Here is an 18,028-nt window from a genome sequence, read left to right on the forward strand (position 1 = left end):
ACCAGGGAAAGGCAGGTGGCGGCAGTGGCCAGGACGACGGAGGGGGACGGGACACCCGTTCCGCAGCGGCTGCTGGCCGCCGCCACCCGGCTCTTCGCCGAGCAGGGGTACGACCGCACCTCCGTGCAGGAGATCGTGGAGGCGGCCGGTGTCACCAAGGGAGCGCTGTACCACTACTTCGGCTCCAAGGACGACCTCCTGCACGAGGTGTACGCGCGCGTGCTGCGCGTCCAGCAGGAACGTCTGGACCACTTCGCCGACATGGACGCGCCGGTGGAGCAGCGGCTCAGGGGCGCCGCGGCGGACGTGGTCGTCACGACCATCGAGAACCTCGACGACGCGTCGATCTTCTTCCGCTCGATGCACCATCTGAGCCCGGAGAAGAACAAGCAGGTCCGCGCCGAGCGCCGGCGCTACCACGAGCGGTTCCGTGCGCTGATCGAGGAGGGCCAGAAGGAGGGCGTCTTCTCCACGGCGACCCCGGCCGACCTGGTCGTGGACTACCACTTCGGCTCCGTCCACCATCTGTCGACCTGGTACCGCCCCGACGGCCCCCTCACCCCGCAGCAGGTCGCCGACCACCTCGCCGATCTGCTGCTGCGGGCGTTGCGCCCGTAGGACCTCTCGGCGACACGGGTGAGGGGCGCCTCGCCCGCGCGAGCGCCCCTCACCCGTGCCGTCTCACAGGTACTTCTTCAACTCCCGGCGCGCCAGTGACCGCTGGTGCACCTCGTCCGGCCCGTCGGCCAGCATCAGGGTGCGGGCGCTCGCGTACAGCTCGGCCAGCGGGAAGTCCTGGCTCACCCCGCCCGCGCCGTGCAGCTGGATGGCCCGGTCCAGGATCCCGACCACCGCGCGCGGGGTCGCGATCTTGATGGCCTGGATCTCCGCGTGGGCGCCCTTGTTGCCGACGGTGTCCATCAGCCAGGCCGTCTTCAGCACCAGCAGCCGCAGCTGCTCGACGGTGACCCGCGCGTCGGCGATCCAGTTCTGGACGACACCCTGCTGGGCCAGCGCCTTGCCGAACGCGGTACGGCCGACGGCCCGGCGGCACATCAGCTCGATCGCCCGCTCGGCCATGCCGATCAGCCGCATGCAGTGGTGGATCCGGCCCGGACCGAGCCGCGCCTGTGCGATGGCGAAGCCGCCGCCCTCCTCGCCGATCAGGTTGGCGACCGGCACACGCGCCTGGTCGAAGACCACCTCGGCGTGGCCGCCGTGCGAGTGGTCCTCGTAGCCGAAGACCTGCATCGCCCGCTTGACGGTCACGCCCGGCGTGTCGCGCGGCACCAGGATCATCGACTGCTGCCGGCGGATGTCGGCGCCGTCCGGGTCCGTCTTGCCCATCACGATGAAGATCTTGCAGTCCGGGTTCATCGCGCCGGAGATGTACCACTTGCGGCCGGTGATGACGTAGTCGTCGCCGTCCCGCTCGATGTGCGTGGTGATGTTGGTGGCGTCCGAGGAGGCCACCTCCGGCTCGGTCATCGCGAACGCCGAGCGGATCTCACCGGCCAGCAGCGGCTCGAGCCACTGCTTGCGCTGCTGCTCGTTGCCGAACTGGGCCAGCACCTCCATGTTCCCGGTGTCGGGTGCGGCGCAGTTCGTCGCGGTGGGCGCGAGGTGCGGGGAGCGGCCGGTGATCTCGGCGAGCGGCGCGTACTGCAGGTTCGTCAGCCCGGCGCCGTACTCGGCGTCGGGGAGGAAGAGATTCCACAGGCCCTGCCGACGGGCCTCGGCCTTCAGCTCCTCGACCACGGCCGGGGTGTCCCACGGGGAGGCCAGCTGCGCCCGCTGCTCCTCGGCGACCGGCTCGGCCGGGTGGACGTACTCGTCCATGAAGGCGAGCAGCTTGGCGCGCAGCTCCTCGGTGCGCGCGTCGAACGCGAAGTCCATGACCGGTCAGCCTTCCTGAAGAGTGGTCAGTCCGTGGTCGATGAAGACGGGCACGAGATCGCCGATCCGGTCGAAGCCGCGCCCGACCGTCTGGCCCAGCGTGTAGCGGTAGTGGATGCCCTCGAGGATCACGGCGAGCTTGAACCAGGCGAACGCCGTGTACCAGGAGACGGCGGAGACGTCGCGCCCCGAGCGCGCGGCGTACCGCTCGATCAACTCGGCGGGGGAGGGGTGTCCCGCCGCCGTGGCGGTCGTGGAGATGGGGGAGTCGGGCAGCTCCAGCGGCCGGCTGTACATCACGAGCAGACCGAGGTCGGTGAGCGGGTCGCCGAGGGTGGACATCTCCCAGTCGAGGATCGCCTTGATCTCGTCGTCGTCCCCGATGAGAACGTTGTCCAGACGGTAGTCGCCGTGGACGACGGTCGGCGCGGGGGAGTGCGGCAGCTCCCGGCCCAGCGCCGCGTGCAGCTCGTCGATGCCGGCCAGCTCGCGATTGCGGGAGGCGTCCAGCTGCTTGCCCCAGCGGCGCAGCTGCCGGTCCAGGAAGCCCTCGGGCCGGCCGAAGTCCGCGAGGCCCACCTCGACGGGATCCACCGAGTGCAGCTCGACCAGCGTGTCCACCAGGGACAGCACCGCGTTCCGGGTGCGCTCGGCGCCCAGCGGGGCGAGCTGGTCGGCGGTGCGGTACGGGGTGCCCTCGACGAACTCCATGACGTAGAACGGCGCCCCGAGCACCTCCTCGTCCTCGCACAGCAGCACCGGGCGCGGCACGGGCACCCGGGTCGGGTGCAGGGCGCTGATCACGCGGTGCTCGCGCTTCATGTCGTGCGCGGTGGCGAGGACATGGCCGAGCGGGGGCCGTCGTACGACCCACCTGGTGGTGCCGTCGGAGAGTGCGTAGGTGAGATTCGACCGGCCGCCCTCGATCAACCGGCCGGTCAGGGGGCCGGTCACCAGACCTGGGCGCTCGCGGTCGAGCAGGGCGCGCAGCCGGTCCAGGTCGAGTCCGGGCGGGTGGTCGGCGCTCATACATCACTCCTACGAACGGGTGAACAGGACCCGTTCATGATGCCGACCGGTCGGTATGCCGTCCAGTGCGCACGACGAACACAAGGGCAAACGTGACCGGAGCCACGATAGGCCGACGGCCCCCCTCCGCGCTGCCCGGGGAGCCGCCGGCCCCCTGCCCGCCGGTGTCAGTGGTCGTCCCAGTGGCCGTCGTGCTCGGCGTGCCGGTGCCCGTCGTGCAGGTAGTCGATGTGGTCGCCGTGCCGCACCTGGGCATGCCCGCACTCGTCGTAGTGCACATGCTCATGGCCCTCGTGGACGGTGTGTCCGCCGGGCTCGCACTCGTCCCAGTGGCCGTCGTGCTCGCGGTGCAGATGCCCGTCGTGGGCGTAGTCCAGGTGGTCGCCGTGCCGCACGGCGTCGTGCCCGCAGCCCGGACCGTGACGGTGCGCGCCGTGTGCGGAGTGTTCCTGGTGAAGGGTGGTCATGGTGCTCACCTTCGGGGGGTGCGGGGGTCTGACGGCGGACAGGCTACGCGCGAACAGGGACATATCGGCGCATACCACTTGCGTGGCGTTCGAGTACCCCGGAGGGTCGACGGCATGAAAGCCATCAGCTACCGCCGCTACGGCGGACCCGAGGTGCTGGAGTACGGCGAGGTGCGCGACCCGACGGTCGGTCCCGACCAGGTGCTGGTCAAGGTCCGGGCGGCGGCCGTCAACCCGGTCGACTGGAAGTGCCGCGAGGGCCGTCTGGACGCGCTCCTCGACGCCGTCTTCCCGGTGATCCCCGGCTGGGACGTCAGCGGCGTGGTCGTCCGGCCCGGCGCCGCGGTCACGGAGTTCGCCGCCGGCGACGAGGTCATCGGCTACTGCCGTGAGGACTTCCTCTCCCGCGGCACCTTCGCCGAGTACGTCGCCGCGCCCGTGCGCGCCCTCGCCCGCAAACCGCGCACCCTCTCCTTCGAGGAGGCCGCCGGACTCCCGCTCGCCGGTCTCACCGCCTACCAGGTGCTCGCCGGGGCGTTGGGCGTCAACCGCGGCGAGACGGTGCTGGTGCACGCGGCGGCCGGCGGGGTCGGCTCCCTCGCCGTCCAGATCGCCGTCCACCTCGGCGCCCGGGTCATCGGTACGGCGAGCGAGCGCAACCACGCCTACGTGCGCGACCTCGGCGGCGAGCCCGTGGCCTACGGCGAGGGTCTGGCCGGGCGGGTGCGCGCGCTCGTCCCGGAGGGCGTGGACGCGGTCTTCGACACCGTGGGCGGCGACACGCTGAAGACCTCGGCGAACCTGCTCGCTCCGGAGGGCCGGCTGGCGTCGATCGCCGACCCGGACGTGCTCGGGTACGGCGGCCGCTACTGCTTCGCCCGCCCGGACGCCGAGGACCTGACCGCGCTCTCCCGGCTGGCCGAGCAGGGCGTCGTCTCGGTGCACGTCCAGGAGACGTTCCCGCTGGAGCGGACGGCGGACGCGCACCGGCTGAACCAGGAGGGCCGTACCCGCGGGAAGATCGTGGTGACGGTGGATCGAGAGCCCCCGCAGGACACCGTCTGGACCACGGGCGAAGAGGGCACCCTCTACAGCAAGAGCCAGGAGGGCACCCTCTAGGTCCTGTCGTCAACGACAGGACCTGGCCGCGGGTTCTGTGCGACTACGCCACGAGCACCACCGCGGCGCACCCGGCCAGCGCCACCGCGCACAGCACCGCCGCCGTCGCCTGTCGGGGAGCGAGCGCGGGCGGGCGGGACTCGGCGGCGAGGACGCGGATGCGCTGGTGGGCCACCCAGAGGAAGCCGAGGAAGAGCACACAGCACAGGGCGCCGACGGTCACCGCGGTCGCCGAGGCGCCGCCGCGCAGGGTGGTCCGGACGGCGAGTACGGCGGCCACGGCGGCCGAGAGGGTCGTACGCCGCCAGGCCAGTCGTGTGCGCTCCGGTTGCAGGCCCGGGTCGCGCCCGGCCCGGCTCACCCCGCCCATCCGGCCAGCACCACCACGACCATCGCCACCGCCACCACCGCGACCACCAGGCTCAGCAGCGCCGGGAACCGGGACGCGGGCAGGTCCTCGCCGCGCCGGATCGCCCGCTCGCAGCGCACCCAGTGGTTCAGCGCGCGCAGCGAGCACAGCACCCCGGCGCCGAGCAGCGCCAGCGCGAGCCCCACCCGCCACGCCCGGTGCAGGTGCGGCAGGAACTGGTCCACCGCGAAGCCGCCGCCGATCAGCGCGAGCGCCGTGCGCAGCCAGGCGAGGAAGGTGCGCTCGTTGGCCAGCGAGAACCGGTAGTCGGGCGTGGGCCCCTCGCCGCGCACCTGCTCCGGCGCGAACCACAGCCGGATGTTCCGCACGAATTCGCTCACGCCGCCGACCCTACCGGCGTCTCACCGGCCCTCCCGGAAGGCTTTCAGCCGCTCGTACGCCGCCAGCCCGTCCGGCACCCACTCCCAGCTGCCCAGCCGCCGCTCGACCTCGTCCTCGGGCAGGAAGGCGTGCCATTGGACCTCCTCGACCTGAGGCCGTACGGGCAGCTCGCAGCGCACCTCGTACACCGCCGACCACCAGCTGTTCCCGGCCCCGTCGTCGTACAGGAACTTGAGGCGGAACTCGGGCTGCGGCAGCCCGCTGACGCCCAGCTCCTCCTCGGCCTCCCGCAGCGCGGCCTCGTCGTAGGACTCGCCCGCCCCGACGACCCCGCCGACGAACATGTCGTACAGGGCCGGGAAGACCAGCTTGGTGGCCGTGCGCCGGTGGACGAAGAGCCGGCCGGTCGCGTCCCGGGCCAGGACGAACACGCAGCGGTGGCGCAGTCCGCGCGCGTACGCCTCGCCGCGCGGACACCGGGCGACGACCTGGTCGTTCTCGTCGACGATGTCGAGGATCTCGTCAGCTGGGTTCATGCGCCCATCCAAGCAGCCGCCTCGCGGGGGCACGGGCCTCGCCGACGCAGGGACAGTCGGCTTCAGCGGCGCTGGAGGTCGCGGGCCGAGGGTTCCTCCTCGGCAGGGCCGCACGGCATCGCCGGGTGGAGCCCGAGCAGCACGATGCCCGCGACCACCGCCGCGAGCCCGGCCGCCTCCCAGGCCAGCGCCCCGGTGTCGGTGCGCAGCCGGTCACCGAGGAAACCGACGCCGCACAGGATCCCGGCGAGCGGCTCGGCGGCCGTGAGCGCCGGCAGCGACATGCGCAGCGGGGCCGTCTCGAACGCGCTCTGCACCAGGACCAGCCCGGTGACCCCGCACGCCAGCACGCCGTACGGCTGCCAGCCGGTGAACAGCTCGGCGAGGCCGCCCTCGGAGAACCGGATGCCGCTCACCCGGGTCAGCGCGTCCTGCACGCCGTACAGCAGCCCGGCCGCGGTGGCCAGCAGCACCGGGCCCCAGCTCAGCCGGGAGCGCTTGCCGTACGTCGTGAGCACCAGGGCCGCGCCGACCATCGCGCCGATGATCAGCCAGTGCCGCAGCGGATCGGAGACGGCGTGGCCGGCGCGCGGCTCGCCCGCCGTGATGAACGCGCTCACCCCGCCCGCGAGCAGCAGCAGCCCCGCCCAGCCCTGACGGCCCAGGGGCTGTCCGGTCTGGTACCGGGAGAGGGCGAGCGCGAACAGCAGATTGGTCGCGAGCAGCGGTTCGACCAGGGAGATCTCACCCTTGGCGAGGGCGATCGCGCCGAGCACCATGCCGGCCACCATCAGCCCGAGCCCGCCCAGCCAGCGCGGCACCCGCATCAGGTCCAGCAGCAGCCGGAAGGACAGGAAGTCGCTGAGCGGTGCCTTCTGGGCGGCGTTCTGCTGGAGTACGAACCCGAAGCCCAGACAGCAGGCCGCGCTCACGGCGAGAAGGAGAACCAGAACGGACACGCTGCGTACCTCGATCATCCGGCCGGACCACGGGCGCGTAGTGGCCGACTGTAGCGCTCCCGGGACCACATTGACCCGGAAGTACGCGGAACAGGGCAGTTGACTCGCCATGGTCCGCGGCCCGGCCGCCCGGCGCCATGGCGTACGCCACAGATGCCCACCGGGCATCCCCGCCCGTGCCCGTCCCACCTGCGCCGCGTGCCCCAAGTGCCCCGTGGGAAGCGGTAGTTGAAGCCAGTATGAGCATCGTTCGGCTTGACGCAAACCATGGCTGGGGGTTTGCTGTGCGTGATCGGTCGATGGCAGCCCGAGAAACAGGAAGTCCCGCGGTGCCCCCTCTCCCACCCCTGCTCGGCGCACGCCTGGCCGCCATGGAGCAGTCCGGCGACACCGCCCCGGACGACTCCGGCGGCTTCGACGACGCCCTCGACGACGCCGAACTGCGCACCGCGCGGGCCGCGTTGGCCCAGGGCCGTCGGCAGGCCGCCCGCTCCCTGCTGCTGCACACGGGTGACGACTGGGACCGCCGCGGCCACCGCCTCACCGCGCTCGCCCGGGAGCCGTACGCCGTCGCCTGGGCGAGTGACTGGCTGGTCGCCGAACCCGGCTCCGCCGAGGCCGCCACGCTGTACGCCCTCGCCCAGGTGCGGCGCGCCCTGCGCGGCAAGGAGGACCCCGACGTGGCCCGCGAGGCCTGCGCCACCGCCGCCGCGCGCGCCCCGGCCGACCCCACCCCCTGGCTCGGCCGGCTCCGGCTCGCCCGCACCCTCGGCCCCGAGCACGAAGTCCTCGGCACCTTCGCCGAACTGCGCCGCCGGCACCCCGAACACCACCATGCCCACCATCTGCTCCTGGCCCGTCTCGCCGAACGTCCCTCCGGCGGCCGGGCGGCCGAGGACCACGAGGTGTACGACCTCGCCGAGCTGGCCGCCGCCGAGGCCCCGGCCGACTCCCCGCTCGCCGTGCTGCCGGTCGTGGCCTATGCCGAGCGCTACCGGGTCCTCGCCGCCACCGGCCTGGCCGCCGCCGACCCGGCCGCCTCCGGGCACTGGTCCGGACCGCGGGCCCGGCGGATCCTGCGCGCCGGATTCGACTGGTGGCTGGAGTGGGAGCACGACGAACACCCCCGCCGCCACATCGACCTCAACCACCTCGCCCACGCCCTGTCCTGCGCCGGGCGCCCGGCCGAGGCGGCGCCCCTGTTCCAGCGCATCGGCCCGCACGCCACCGCGGCCCCCTGGTCCTACGCGCACCGCGACCCCCGCGCGGCCTTCCGGGCGGCCCGAGCCCGCGCGCTCGGTCCGCGTAAGAAGTGATTACGGAAGTCTGACCGCGGACCGGATCCCCTGGCCCCGACGGGCCCCGAGTGCTCGAATGATTGCGTGAACTCTGAACAATCCGAGGAACGGGACGGCAGGCCCCTCGGCCGCCGTGTCTTCCTCGGCACCCTCGGCCTGGGCGCGCTCGGCGTCGTCACCGCGCCGGTGCTGCAACGCGGCCTGGAGGGCTTCCTGGGCGCCGTCGCCGGCCAGGACCCGACGGGCCTGACCGGTCTGCTGCCCAACGGCGGTGGCTTCCGCTACTACTCGGTCGCCGCGTCGGTCCCGCACAAGAACGCCGCGAACTACCAGCTGAAGATCGACGGACTGGTCGACCACCCGCGCACCTACACCCTCGCCGACCTGCGCGCCCTGCCGCAGACCCGGCTGGTCAAGGACGTCCAGTGCGTGACCGGCTGGCGGGTCCCCGGCACCCCCTTCGAGGGCGTACGCCTCTCCCACCTGCTGGACGCGGCCGGGGTGGGCGCCACCGCGAAGGCGATCCGCTTCACCTGCTTCGACGGAACCTACAGCGAGAGCCTCACCCTCGACCAGGCCCGCCGCCCGGACGTCCTGGTGGCCCTGCGCATGCAGAACAAGGACATCGGCCACGACCACGGCGGCCCGGTCCGCCTCTATGTCGCCCCCATGTACTTCTACAAGTCCGCCAAATGGCTCTCCGGGATCACCGTCACCGACCGGGTCGAGCCCGGCTACTGGGAGCACCTCGGCTATGACGTCGACGCCTGGGTCGGCCGCTCGAACGGACGGACCGATGAGCCTACGAACTGACACCCCGGCGCCGCCGGGCGCCCGGATCCACCGCTTCAGCCGGGCCGAACGCTGGGTGCACCGCACCACGGCCGTTCTGATGGGCGTCTGCGTGCTCACGGCGGCCGTCCTCTACATCCCCCAGCTGGCGATCATGGTCGGCCGCCGGGAACTGGTCGTCCGTGTCCACGAGTGCGCGGGCCTCGCCCTCCCGGCGCCGGTCCTGCTGGGCCTCGCCTCCCGCGCCTTCCGCGCCGACCTGCGCTTCCTCAACCGCTTCGGCCCGCACGACCGCACCTGGCTGCGCGCCGCGCTGGTGCGGGACAAGCGCCGCTCCTCGCGCCCCGCGGGCAAGTTCAACGCCGGCCAGAAGGTCTACGCCGCCTGGATCGCCGGCGCCACGCTGGTCATGCTCGGCACCGGCCTCATGATGTGGTTCACGCACCTCACCCCGCTGATGTGGCGCACCTCGGCGACCTTCGTCCACGACTGGCTCGCCCTCACCATCGGCGTGGTGCTGGCCGGTCACATCGGCATGGCCCTGGGCGACCCGGAGGCGAGAAGGGGCCTGCGCACGGGGATGGTGAGCCGGGAGTGGGCGAAGCGGGAACACCCCTTGTGGCGTCCCTGATCCCGGTCAGAACTCCAGCAGCACCTTGCAGGAGCGCACCCGATCGGCGGCCAGGGCGAACGCCTCCTCGGCGCCCGACACCGGAACGACCGCGCTGATCAGCCCGTCGAACTCGCCCTTCGCGGCGAGCAGGTGCAGCGCGTCGTCGAACTCGGCGCCGAACCGGAACGCCCCCCGCAGCTCGATCTCCCGGCTCACCAGCAGATTTCCGGCGAACGGACTCTGCCCCGGCGGCAGCATCCCGAGCTGGACGACCACACCACCGCGCCGCACCAGCCGCAGGCAGGTGTCCAGCCCGGCCGCGGTCCCCGACGCCTCGACGGCCACGTCGACCTCCTCGGGCCACCCGGCGTCGTCCGGATCGTCGGCCCGTACGAGCGTGTCGGCCCCGCCCACGGCCGCGTACCCGAGCGCCTCGGGCACCGGATCGGTCGCCGTCACCCGCGCGGCGCCGGCCGTCTTCGCCGCCGCGACCACCAGGCACCCGATCGGCCCCGCCCCGGTCACCAGCACATGCCGGCCGGACACCTCGCCGGCCCGCCGCACCGCGTGCAGCGCCACCGACAGCGGTTCGGCGAGCGCGGCCCGGCGCGGCGCGAGCCCGCCGGGCAGCGCCCGCACCTGCCCGGCCGGTACGGCGATCCGCTCGGCGAACCCGCCCTGGACGTGCGGGAAGCGGGCCGCGCTGCCGAGATAGCGGGTGTCCCGGCACACGTGGGGCCGGCCGTCGGCGCACTCCGGGCAGTGCCCGCACGGGGTGGCGGGGTGCACGGCGACCGCCGTACCGGGCGCGGGACCCGTGGCCCCGGCGCCGTAGGACACCACCGTGCCCACCACCTCGTGCCCGAGCACCATCGGCTCGCGGAGCCGGAAGTCGCCGACCCCGCCGTGCCGCCAGTAGTGCAGATCGGACCCGCAGACCCCGCCGTAGCGGACGGCCACCAGGGCCTCGCCGGGCCCGGGTACGGGTACCGGCAGTTCCGTCACGCGCAGATCGCCCGCGCCGTGGATCACACAACCCAGCATTGCCGCGGCCCCTTCCTAAAGGACGCTCGTCATGCCGCCGTCGACGTACAGGATCTGCCCGTTCACGAAGTCCGCGGCGGGCGACGCGAGGAAGAGCAGCCCGCCGACCAGGTCCTCGGTGCGGCCCCAGCGGCCGGCGGGGGTGCGCCGGCGGACCCAGGCGCTGAACTCCTCGTCCGCCATGAGCGGCCGGGTCAGCTCGGTCTCGATGTACCCGGGGCCGAGACCGTTGACCTGGACGCCCGAGGGACCCCAGTCCGCGCACATGCCCTTCGTCAGCATCTTCAGCGCGCCCTTGGTGGCGGCGTAGGGCGCGATGCCCGGCCGGGCGACCTCGCTCTGCAGCGAGCAGATGTTGACGATCTTGCCGTGGCCGCGCCCGGTCATCCGCCGGGCCGCCTCCCGGCCCACCAGGAACGCGCTGGTCAGGTTGGTGTCCAGGATCCGGTGCCAGGCGGCGTCGGTGAACTCCAGCAAGGGCGCCCGCAGTTGCATGCCGGCGTTGTTCACGAGGATGTCCAGCGGGCCCACCCGCTCCTCGACGTCCGCGATCCCGGCGGCCACCGAGGCGCCGTCGGTCACGTCGAACACCGCCGTGCGGATCCGGTCCCCGGGGAGCCGCGCCGCCGCCTCGGACAGTCGGTCGGCGTCGCGCCCGTTGAGCACCACCGTGCAGCCCGCCTCGGCCAGGCCCAGGGCCAGCGCGTGGCCGATGCCCCGGCTGGAGCCGGTGACCAGGGCCGTACGGCCGCCGATGTCGAAGAGCGGGTGAGCCGTCATCGCCGTACCCCTAGATGATCAGTGAGAGGAGCAGGACCAGACCGCCGGCGACCACCGAGATGATCGTCTCCATCACCGACCAGGTCTTGACGGTCTGTCCGACGCTCAGCCCGAAGTACTCCTTCACCAGCCAGAAGCCGGCGTCGTTGACATGGCTGAAGAACAGCGAGCCGGCGCCGATGGCGAGGACGAGCAGGGCGGTGTGGGTGGTCGACATGTCGGCCGCGAGCGGTGCCACCAGGCCCGCCGCCGAGACCGTCGCCACCGTCGCCGAACCCGTGGCCAGCCGGATCACGACCGCGATCAGCCAGGCCAGCAGCAGCGCCGGGATCGACCAGTCCTTGGAGACGTCCAGGATCATCTGGCCCACGCCGCAGTCGATCAGCGTCTGCTTGAAGCCGCCGCCCGCGCCGACGATCAGCAGGATGCCGGCGATGGGCATCAGGCCCTTCTCGACGGTCTGCTGGAGCCGGTCCTTGGTGAACCCGGCGGGCCGGCCCAGTGTGAAGAAGCCGACGAGCACGGCGGCGAGCAGGGCGATCAGCGGGGAGCCGATGACGTCGAAGACCCGCTGGGTCCTGTCCGCCGGGTCGTCGACGACGATGTCCACCAGCGCCTTGGCCAGCATCAGCACCACCGGCAGCAGCACCGTGGCGAGCGTCGCGCCGAAGCCCGGACGGCGTTCGAGCGTGTCCGAGGCGCGCTGCGGGAGCATCCGGTCGGGCGCCTGGACGTCCACCCAGCGGGCGGCGACCTTCGAGAACAGCGGGCCGGCGATGATCACGGTCGGTACGGCGACCAGGATGCCGAGCGCCAGGGTCACGCCCAGGTTGGCCTTGACCGCGTCGATCGCGACCAGCGGGCCGGGGTGCGGCGGGATCAGCCCGTGCATCACGGACAGGCCGGCGAGCGCCGGGATGCCGATGCGCATCAGGGAGTAGTTGCCGCGCTTGGCGACCATCAGCACGACCGGGATCAGCAGCACGATGCCGACCTCGAAGAACAGCGGCAGGCCGATCACGGAGGCGATGAGCACCATCGCCCACGGCATCGCACGGCCACCGGCCTTGGCGAGGATCGTGTCCACGATCTGGTCGGCGCCGCCGGAGTCGGCGAGCAGCTTGCCCAGGATCGCCCCGAGCGCGATCAGGACGCCGACGCCGGCCACCGTCGAGCCGAGCCCGGTGGTGAAGCTGGTGATCGTCTTGTCGAGCGGAGCCCCGGCGACCGCCCCGAGCACGAGTGACCCGACGGTCAGCGCCAGGAAGGCGTGGAGCTTGAACTTGGTGATGAGCAGGACGATCACGGCGATGCCCACCAGGACGGCGATGCCCAGCTGGGCGTGGACTGCGGAGGTGATCGGCGGAGGCGCGTCCGCTGCCAGCATCTCGACGCTGAGTCTGGTCACGGGGGTTCCCTTGCGGTTACGGGGACTTTTTCGGGGGTGTCACGCGGAGGTGGGGGATGCGCGGAGGTGGTCGGAGGCGGTCGCGGGGGTCAGGCGGATGCGGCGGGCAGCGCGTCCAGCGCTCTGACGGCACGCTCGGCGATCTCCTCGGGGCCGCCGCCGACGTCCACGGCAACTCCCGCCTCGTCCGGCTCCAGCGGTTGCAGCGTGGCGAACTGGGAGTCCAGCAGCGCGGTCGGCATGAAGTGCCCCTGGCGCTGTGTCATCCGGTCCTCGATCAGCTTCCGGTCGCCCGTGAGGTGCACGAACACGATTCCGGGAGCGGCGGCCCTGAGCCGGTCGCGGTACGACCGCTTCAGCGCCGAGCTGCTGACCACCCCGCCCAGTCCGGCCCGCCCGTGCGCCCATCGGCCGATGGCGTCCAGCCAGGGCCATCGATCGGCGTCGTCGAGCGGGACGCCGGCCGACATCTTGTCGATGTTGGCCTGCGGGTGGAAGTCGTCGCCCTCGGCGTACGGGATGCCCAGCCGCGCGGCGAGCAGGGGACCGATCGTGGTCTTGCCCGTCCCCGCGACGCCCATCACGACGACGACCTGGGGGGTTCGCATGACTGCCTCGCTGTCTTCCTCGACATCCGACGCCACATCGGCGTCGCCACACTGAAACCCATTAGGTATGACGAATTCAAGAGTGTGTGACATATAAGTCTGACTTTTGCCCTCGGTGATCCACACCGTACGCTGAGTGCATGAGCACACCGGGCCGGGGGCTGCACGGCCATGTACTGGACACCCTCGGCCCCGCGATCACCGCGGGCGAGTACCCGCCGGGCAGTGTTCTGCGCACCGACGAACTCGCGCAGCGGTTCGAAGTGTCACGTTCCGTGATGCGTGAGGCGGTCCGTGTGCTGGAGTCCATGCACCTGGTCGAATCCCGCCGCCGGGTGGGCGTGACCGTCCGCCCGAAGGCCGAGTGGAACGTCTACGACCCGCAGGTCATCCGCTGGCGCCTCGCGGGCGCCGACCGCCCGCGGCAACTGCGCTCGCTGACCGTGCTGCGCTCGGCGGTCGAGCCGGTCGCGGCCGGCCTCGCCGCCAAGCACGCCACCGCCGAGCAGTGCGCCGAACTCACCGAGTGCGCACTCGGCATGGTGGCCAACTCACGCGGCCACAAGCTGGAGGGGTACCTGATCCACGACGTGGCCTTCCATCGCGCCGTCCTCACCGCCTCCGGCAACGAGATGTTCGCCCGGCTCGGCGACGTCGTCGCCGAGGTCCTGGCCGGCCGCACCCATCACGAGGTCATGTTCGAGGACCCCGACCCGGCCGCGGTCACCCTGCACGTACAGGTCGCGGAGGCGGTCCGCGCCGGCGACGCCGTCCGCGCCGAGCAGCTGACCAGGGAGATCACCGTGGGCGCGCTCCAGGAACTGGACATCCTGGCGCCCTAGGGCGCCCTACCGACCGGCTCAGTCCAGGAAGTCCCCGTCCACGTACACCCACGCCCCGTCCACCCGCTCGAAGCGGCTGCGCTCGTGCAGCGAGCCGCCCCGGTATGAGGCGCGGAAGGTCACCGTGCCCGTGGTGTGGAAGGCGGATCCGCCGGTGCTGCCGAGGATCTCCAGGCCCGTCCACGTCATCCGCGGGTCGAGGTCCAACTGCTCGGGCCGGGTCCGCGGATGCCAGGTGCGCAGCAGATATCCCGCGTCCCCCCTGACGAACGCGCAGTAGCGCGAGCGCATGAGCAGCTCGGCGGTCGGCGCGGCGGCCGGTCCGGCGTGGAAGCGGCCACAGCAGGCGTCGTAGGACTCGGGGAGTCCGCAGGGGCAGGTGCGCGAGGTCATGGGCCCATTCTGCCCGCGGCAGGGGAGGCGCCCGCGTCGGCCCGGATGCACAGTGGAAGGGCAGCGCAGCACAGTTAAGGAGTGACGGACCATGACCCGACCCGTGAGCAGCCGTCCTCCGGCCGTCAAGGAGTGGCGGTTGAACCTGTACCTCTCCGAGCACGACCCGGACACCACCGCCCGGATCGTCCTGGACACCGGCGACAACGTCCTGGAGAGCTGCGCCGAGGCCCGTCGCAGCCCGTACGACCCCGACGTACCGGAGATCGGCGACGAACTCGCGGCCGGACGCGCCCTGATCGCCATGGGCCGCGTCCTGCTGCGGGCCGCCGACGGGGACATGAAGGCGGTGGGCTCGAACGAGACGGACGACCCGTCGCCGCTGTGGATGGACCGCGAGTGAGGCTCATCCCCCCTTGCGCAGAAAGCGCCGCAGCCGGGTCAGCGGCCAGGTGTTGATCACGTCGTCGCGGGTCAGCCAGCCGCGCTGAGCGGTGCCGACGCCGTACCGCAGTTGCGCGAGGTGCGCCACGGCGTGGGCGTCGGTGTTCACGGCGAACTTCACACCGTGCTCCCGGGCGCGCAGGATGTCCACGTCGCACAGGTCGAGACGGTCCGGCTGGGCGTTGACCTCCAGCGCGGTGCCGGTGCGCGCGCAGGCCGCGAACACCTCGTCCCAGTCGGCGTCGACCCCCGCCCGCCTGCCGATCAGCCGGGTCGTCGGGTGCCCGATGATGTTGACGTACGGGTTCTCGCAGGCCCGCACCAGCCGCCGGGTCATCGCCCCGCGGCCCAGGCCGAAGTGCGAGTGCACGGAGGCCACGCACACGTCGAAACCGGCGAGGAACCCGGCCGGCCAGTCCACCTCGCCGTCCGGGTCGATGTTCAGCTCCGTACCGTGCAGCAGCCGCATCCGCCCCAGCGTGCCCGCCAGCTCCCGCAGCCGCTCCCGCTGGGCGAGGACCTTCTCGTCGGTCATGCGCTGCATGTACAGACGGGGCGCGTGGTCGGTGACCGCGTAGTACGCGTAACCGCGCTTCGAGGCGGCCGCCACCATTTCCTCCAGCGGGGCGAGGCCGTCCGTGAGATCGGTGTGGGTGTGCAGATCACCGCGGATGTCCCGCTCGGTCACCACCTCGGGCAGCTCGCCGTGCAGGGCCGCCTCGATCTCGCCGCGGTCCTCGCGCAGCGTCGGCGGGATCCAGGGCAGCCCGAGCCGGGCGTACACCTCCTCCTCGGTGCGCGAGGCCAGCGACTGACCGCTCCCGGCGTCGAACAGGCCGTACTCGGAGAGCTTCAGCCCCTGGTGCACGGCGATGGTGCGGGTCCGGATGTTGTGCCCCTTGGAGCCGGTGAAGTACTGCATCCCGGCACCCCACGACTCCTGCGGCAGCACCCGAAGATCGACCTGGAGCCCCTCGGCGGTACGCACCGACGTCTTCTTCGTGCCCCGCGCGACGACCTCCGCGGTGGCGGGCAGCTCGCACAGCGCCGCCATGAAGGGATCCGACCGCCTCGCCGCGACCAGGATGTCGAGATCCCCGACGGTCTCCCGCATCCGGCGCAGCGAGCCCGCACAGGCGCAGCGCCGGCACCCGGTCACCCGGGACAGCTCGGCGACGATCTCCTCCGCCGTGTCCAGGGCCGTCGACAGGGGCACCCGGGCGCCCGCCCGCCGCAGCAGCTCGATGCCGTGCCGGATGTTCTCCCGGCTCTTCTCGCCGAAGCCCCTCAGATCGGCCAGCGCATCCGCGTCGAGTGCCGCGGACAGCTGCTGCACTGACGAGATGTGCAGGTCCTCGTAGAGCCGCAGCGCCTTCTTCGGGCCCAGGCCGGGGACGGCGATCAGCTCCCGGACCCCGGCGGGGATCTTCGCCCGGCGCTCCTCCAGGACCGCCATCCTCCCCGTGCGCAGATACTCGACCACCTTGTCGGCGATCGACCGCCCCACGTTCGGGATCTCCTTCAGACCGTCCTCGTCCAGCCCGGCGATGTCCGCCGGATACCCGCCGATCGCACGCGCCGCCTTCTCGTAGGCGCGTGCCTTGAAGGCGTCGCCTCCCGTGATCGCGATGAGGTCCGCGTACTCCCGCAGGAGCGCCTCGACCTCGTCATTGGGCCGGGCCACCCCTCAAGTCTAGGGAACCTCCCTGAGCACCGGCAGCGGCGGCAGCAGGGCCCCGTACACCCAGGCGTCGAACAGCCCCTGCAGCGGCTCGTCCGCGAACCGGGCGGCATGCTCGGTGAACACCGCCGTCGTCACCGACCCGTTCCGGTGCAGCCGCACCCAGCCGCGCAGCATCCGGAAGAACGCCTCGTCGCCCAGCGCACAGCGCAGCGCGTGCAGGGTCAGCCCGCCGCGCTCGTAGAGCCGGTCGTCGAACATCGACCTGCGCCCCGGATCCGCCAGCCGCAGATCCTGCGGCTGCCCGGCCAGCAACCGGTGTGCGGCGGCGGCCAGTTGCTGGGCGCTGCGGCCGCCCGAACGCTCCGACCACAGCCACTCCGCGTACTTGGCGAAGCCCTCGTTCAGCCAGATGTGCCGCCAGTCGGCGATGGAGACGCAGTTGCCGAACCACTGGTGCGCCAGCTCGTGCGCCACCAGCCGCTCCGAGCCCCGCGCACCGTCCACGTGGTTGGAGCCGAACAGCGACAGCCCCTGTGCCTCGACCGGCACATCCAGCTCCTCCTCGGTCACCGCGACCGCGTACTCCTCGAACGGGTACGGCCCGAACAGCTCCTGGAACAGCTCCATCATCTGGGGCTGCCGCGCGAAGTCCCGGGAGAACTCGGGCAGCAGATGCGCCGGAATGTGCCCGTGCTGCGCCACCCCGCCCGGCCCCGGGTCGCCCAGCAGCACCGTCTGGAACTTGCCGATCGCGAGGCCGACGAGATAGCTGGACGTGGGCGCCGACTGCTCGTACACCCATGTGGTCGTCGAGGCCTTCGTCGTCCGGGTCAGCAGGCGCCCGCCCGAGACCACCGCGTACGCCGACGGCGTGGTGACCGAGATCAGATACGACGCCTTGTCGGCGGGCCGGTCGTTGCACGGGTACCACGACGGCGCCCCGATCGGCTGGCTCGCCACCAGCGCCCCGTCCGACAGCTCCTCCCAGCCGAGCCCGCCCCAGGGACTGGCCACCGGCTTCGGATTGCCGGACCAGTGCACCTCGACGGTGAAGGCCGCCCCGGCGCGGATCGGCTTGGCCGGCTTCACCCGCAGCCGGCCGCCCCGATGGGTGTAGTGCGGCTGCCGGCCGTCCACCCTGATCCGGCCGATCCTGAAGTCGGCCAGGTTGAGCTGGAACTCGGCCAGCGGCGACCGCCCGGCGATGGCGTTGATCCGGGCACTGCCGGCCAGCCGGTTGGGGCCGGGCCGGTAGTCCAGCGTGAGTTCATAGCGATGCACCCGGTACCGGGGATCGCCGTTGTCCGGGAAGTACGGGTCCGGACCCGCCGACTGCTGCACTGCCACTTCCGCGTTCGCTCCCTG

At 72.3% G+C, this 18,028-nt stretch carries 21 protein-coding genes; 7 read left to right on the forward strand and 14 right to left on the reverse strand.

What is annotated here, in order from left to right; all coding sequences use genetic code 11:
• Positions 1-24: 24 nt before the first annotated feature.
• Entirely contained in the window at positions 25-618 is a 594-nt protein-coding gene (locus tag AQI95_RS33555) for a TetR/AcrR family transcriptional regulator (protein ID WP_067132810.1), read from the forward strand.
• Between the two features lie 63 nt (positions 619-681).
• On the opposite strand, the gene AQI95_RS33560 is transcribed toward AQI95_RS33555, so the two are convergent.
• The 3 genes from AQI95_RS33560 to AQI95_RS33570 form a co-directional block, all read right to left on the reverse strand.
• Entirely contained in the window at positions 682-1,896 is a 1,215-nt protein-coding gene (locus AQI95_RS33560; RefSeq protein ID WP_067132813.1) for an acyl-CoA dehydrogenase family protein, read from the reverse strand.
• A gap of 6 nt (positions 1,897-1,902) precedes the next feature.
• Positions 1,903-2,925 carry a phosphotransferase family protein gene (locus AQI95_RS33565; protein WP_067132816.1) on the reverse strand — a complete coding sequence of 341 codons (1,023 nt, stop codon included), beginning with the start codon at positions 2,923-2,925 and terminating at the stop codon, positions 1,903-1,905.
• Positions 2,926-3,092: 167 nt separating this feature from the next.
• Entirely contained in the window at positions 3,093-3,392 is a 300-nt protein-coding gene (locus AQI95_RS33570) for a hypothetical protein (protein WP_067132819.1), read from the reverse strand.
• Between the two features lie 114 nt (positions 3,393-3,506).
• Here AQI95_RS33570 and AQI95_RS33575 point away from each other — a divergent pair, with 114 nt between their 5' ends.
• Positions 3,507-4,511, forward strand: a complete 1,005-nt coding sequence (locus tag AQI95_RS33575; protein WP_079071639.1) for an NADP-dependent oxidoreductase — start codon at positions 3,507-3,509, stop codon at positions 4,509-4,511.
• 43 nt (positions 4,512-4,554) lie between these two features.
• Here the strand turns inward: AQI95_RS33575 and AQI95_RS33580 are convergent, their stop codons facing one another.
• From AQI95_RS33580 to AQI95_RS33595, 4 genes are all read right to left on the reverse strand, one after another.
• A complete protein-coding gene (locus AQI95_RS33580; RefSeq protein WP_067132822.1) occupies positions 4,555-4,881 on the reverse strand; it encodes a DUF202 domain-containing protein in 327 nt (108 codons plus the stop codon).
• Positions 4,869-5,261, reverse strand: a complete 393-nt coding sequence (locus AQI95_RS33585) for a YidH family protein (protein WP_067132825.1) — start codon at positions 5,259-5,261, stop codon at positions 4,869-4,871. Before AQI95_RS33585 ends, AQI95_RS33580 begins: the two co-directional genes overlap by 13 nt.
• A 21-nt stretch (positions 5,262-5,282) precedes the next feature.
• A complete protein-coding gene (locus AQI95_RS33590) occupies positions 5,283-5,798 on the reverse strand; it encodes an NUDIX domain-containing protein (protein WP_067132827.1) in 516 nt (171 codons plus the stop codon).
• Between the two features lie 62 nt (positions 5,799-5,860).
• Positions 5,861-6,757: a DMT family transporter gene (locus AQI95_RS33595; protein ID WP_067132954.1), complete on the reverse strand. Its 897-nt coding sequence runs from the start codon at positions 6,755-6,757 to the stop codon at positions 5,861-5,863.
• A 329-nt stretch (positions 6,758-7,086) separates the two neighbouring features.
• Here AQI95_RS33595 and AQI95_RS33600 point away from each other — a divergent pair, with 329 nt between their 5' ends.
• The 3 genes from AQI95_RS33600 to AQI95_RS33610 all read left to right on the forward strand — a co-directional run bounded on the left by AQI95_RS33600 (position 7,087) and on the right by AQI95_RS33610 (position 9,478).
• Complete coding sequence (locus AQI95_RS33600; RefSeq protein ID WP_067132830.1) at positions 7,087-8,073, forward strand: hypothetical protein; 987 nt, start codon at positions 7,087-7,089, stop codon at positions 8,071-8,073.
• 66 nt (positions 8,074-8,139) lie between these two features.
• A complete protein-coding gene (locus AQI95_RS33605; protein ID WP_067132833.1) occupies positions 8,140-8,868 on the forward strand; it encodes a molybdopterin-dependent oxidoreductase in 729 nt (242 codons plus the stop codon).
• Positions 8,852-9,478 (forward strand): cytochrome b/b6 domain-containing protein, encoded by a 627-nt coding sequence (locus AQI95_RS33610; protein ID WP_067132836.1) that lies wholly within the window; start codon positions 8,852-8,854, stop codon positions 9,476-9,478. The genes AQI95_RS33605 and AQI95_RS33610 overlap by 17 nt, the downstream gene beginning before the upstream one ends.
• Positions 9,479-9,484: 6 nt before the next feature.
• Here the strand turns inward: AQI95_RS33610 and AQI95_RS33615 are convergent, their stop codons facing one another.
• The 4 genes from AQI95_RS33615 to AQI95_RS33630 all read right to left on the reverse strand — a co-directional run bounded on the left by AQI95_RS33615 (position 9,485) and on the right by AQI95_RS33630 (position 13,300).
• A complete protein-coding gene (locus tag AQI95_RS33615) occupies positions 9,485-10,504 on the reverse strand; it encodes an L-idonate 5-dehydrogenase (RefSeq protein WP_067132839.1) in 1,020 nt (339 codons plus the stop codon).
• 15 nt (positions 10,505-10,519) lie between these two features.
• Entirely contained in the window at positions 10,520-11,284 is a 765-nt protein-coding gene (locus AQI95_RS33620) for an SDR family oxidoreductase (protein WP_067132842.1), read from the reverse strand.
• A 10-nt stretch (positions 11,285-11,294) separates the two neighbouring features.
• On the reverse strand, positions 11,295-12,692 hold the full coding sequence (locus AQI95_RS33625; RefSeq protein WP_067132844.1) for a GntP family permease: 1,398 nt from the start codon (positions 12,690-12,692) through the stop codon (positions 11,295-11,297).
• An 89-nt stretch (positions 12,693-12,781) separates the two neighbouring features.
• Complete coding sequence (locus AQI95_RS33630; protein ID WP_067132847.1) at positions 12,782-13,300, reverse strand: gluconokinase; 519 nt, start codon at positions 13,298-13,300, stop codon at positions 12,782-12,784.
• Positions 13,301-13,440: 140 nt separating this feature from the next.
• Between AQI95_RS33630 and AQI95_RS33635 the strand changes: the two genes are divergently transcribed.
• Positions 13,441-14,142: a FadR/GntR family transcriptional regulator gene (locus AQI95_RS33635; RefSeq protein ID WP_067132850.1), complete on the forward strand. Its 702-nt coding sequence runs from the start codon at positions 13,441-13,443 to the stop codon at positions 14,140-14,142.
• An 18-nt stretch (positions 14,143-14,160) separates the two neighbouring features.
• On the opposite strand, the gene AQI95_RS33640 is transcribed toward AQI95_RS33635, so the two are convergent.
• On the reverse strand, positions 14,161-14,535 hold the full coding sequence (locus AQI95_RS33640; RefSeq protein ID WP_067132853.1) for a YchJ family protein: 375 nt from the start codon (positions 14,533-14,535) through the stop codon (positions 14,161-14,163).
• A 91-nt stretch (positions 14,536-14,626) separates the two neighbouring features.
• Between AQI95_RS33640 and AQI95_RS33645 the strand changes: the two genes are divergently transcribed.
• On the forward strand, positions 14,627-14,938 hold the full coding sequence (locus AQI95_RS33645; protein WP_067132857.1) for a dsRBD fold-containing protein: 312 nt from the start codon (positions 14,627-14,629) through the stop codon (positions 14,936-14,938).
• 3 nt (positions 14,939-14,941) lie between these two features.
• Here the strand turns inward: AQI95_RS33645 and polX are convergent, their stop codons facing one another.
• Complete coding sequence (polX, locus tag AQI95_RS33650; RefSeq protein ID WP_067132860.1) at positions 14,942-16,663, reverse strand: DNA polymerase/3'-5' exonuclease PolX; 1,722 nt, start codon at positions 16,661-16,663, stop codon at positions 14,942-14,944.
• A gap of 9 nt (positions 16,664-16,672) precedes the next feature.
• Positions 16,673-18,010: a M1 family metallopeptidase gene (locus AQI95_RS33655; protein ID WP_067132864.1), complete on the reverse strand. Its 1,338-nt coding sequence runs from the start codon at positions 18,008-18,010 to the stop codon at positions 16,673-16,675.
• Between the last annotated feature and the right edge of the window lie 18 nt (positions 18,011-18,028).

The organism is Streptomyces yokosukanensis (genome assembly GCF_001514035.1).
Taxonomy (GTDB): domain Bacteria; phylum Actinomycetota; class Actinomycetes; order Streptomycetales; family Streptomycetaceae; genus Streptomyces; species Streptomyces yokosukanensis.

Excerpts from the sequence above, each read along its gene's own strand:
- AQI95_RS33560 (WP_067132813.1), bottom strand. The coding sequence starts at position 1,896 with ATGGACTTCGCGTTCGACGCGCGCACCGAGGAGCTGCGCGCCAAGCTG.
- AQI95_RS33565 (WP_067132816.1), bottom strand. The coding sequence starts at position 2,925 with ATGAGCGCCGACCACCCGCCCGGACTCGACCTGGACCGGCTGCGCGCC.
- AQI95_RS33570 (WP_067132819.1), bottom strand. The coding sequence starts at position 3,392 with ATGACCACCCTTCACCAGGAACACTCCGCACACGGCGCGCACCGTCAC.
- AQI95_RS33575 (WP_079071639.1), top strand. The coding sequence starts at position 3,507 with ATGAAAGCCATCAGCTACCGCCGCTACGGCGGACCCGAGGTGCTGGAG.
- AQI95_RS33580 (WP_067132822.1), bottom strand. The coding sequence starts at position 4,881 with ATGGGCGGGGTGAGCCGGGCCGGGCGCGACCCGGGCCTGCAACCGGAG.
- AQI95_RS33590 (WP_067132827.1), bottom strand. The coding sequence starts at position 5,798 with ATGAACCCAGCTGACGAGATCCTCGACATCGTCGACGAGAACGACCAG.
- AQI95_RS33610 (WP_067132836.1), top strand. The coding sequence starts at position 8,852 with ATGAGCCTACGAACTGACACCCCGGCGCCGCCGGGCGCCCGGATCCAC.
- AQI95_RS33615 (WP_067132839.1), bottom strand. The coding sequence starts at position 10,504 with ATGCTGGGTTGTGTGATCCACGGCGCGGGCGATCTGCGCGTGACGGAA.
- AQI95_RS33620 (WP_067132842.1), bottom strand. The coding sequence starts at position 11,284 with ATGACGGCTCACCCGCTCTTCGACATCGGCGGCCGTACGGCCCTGGTC.
- AQI95_RS33630 (WP_067132847.1), bottom strand. The coding sequence starts at position 13,300 with ATGCGAACCCCCCAGGTCGTCGTCGTGATGGGCGTCGCGGGGACGGGC.
- AQI95_RS33635 (WP_067132850.1), top strand. The coding sequence starts at position 13,441 with ATGAGCACACCGGGCCGGGGGCTGCACGGCCATGTACTGGACACCCTC.
- AQI95_RS33640 (WP_067132853.1), bottom strand. The coding sequence starts at position 14,535 with ATGACCTCGCGCACCTGCCCCTGCGGACTCCCCGAGTCCTACGACGCC.
- AQI95_RS33645 (WP_067132857.1), top strand. The coding sequence starts at position 14,627 with ATGACCCGACCCGTGAGCAGCCGTCCTCCGGCCGTCAAGGAGTGGCGG.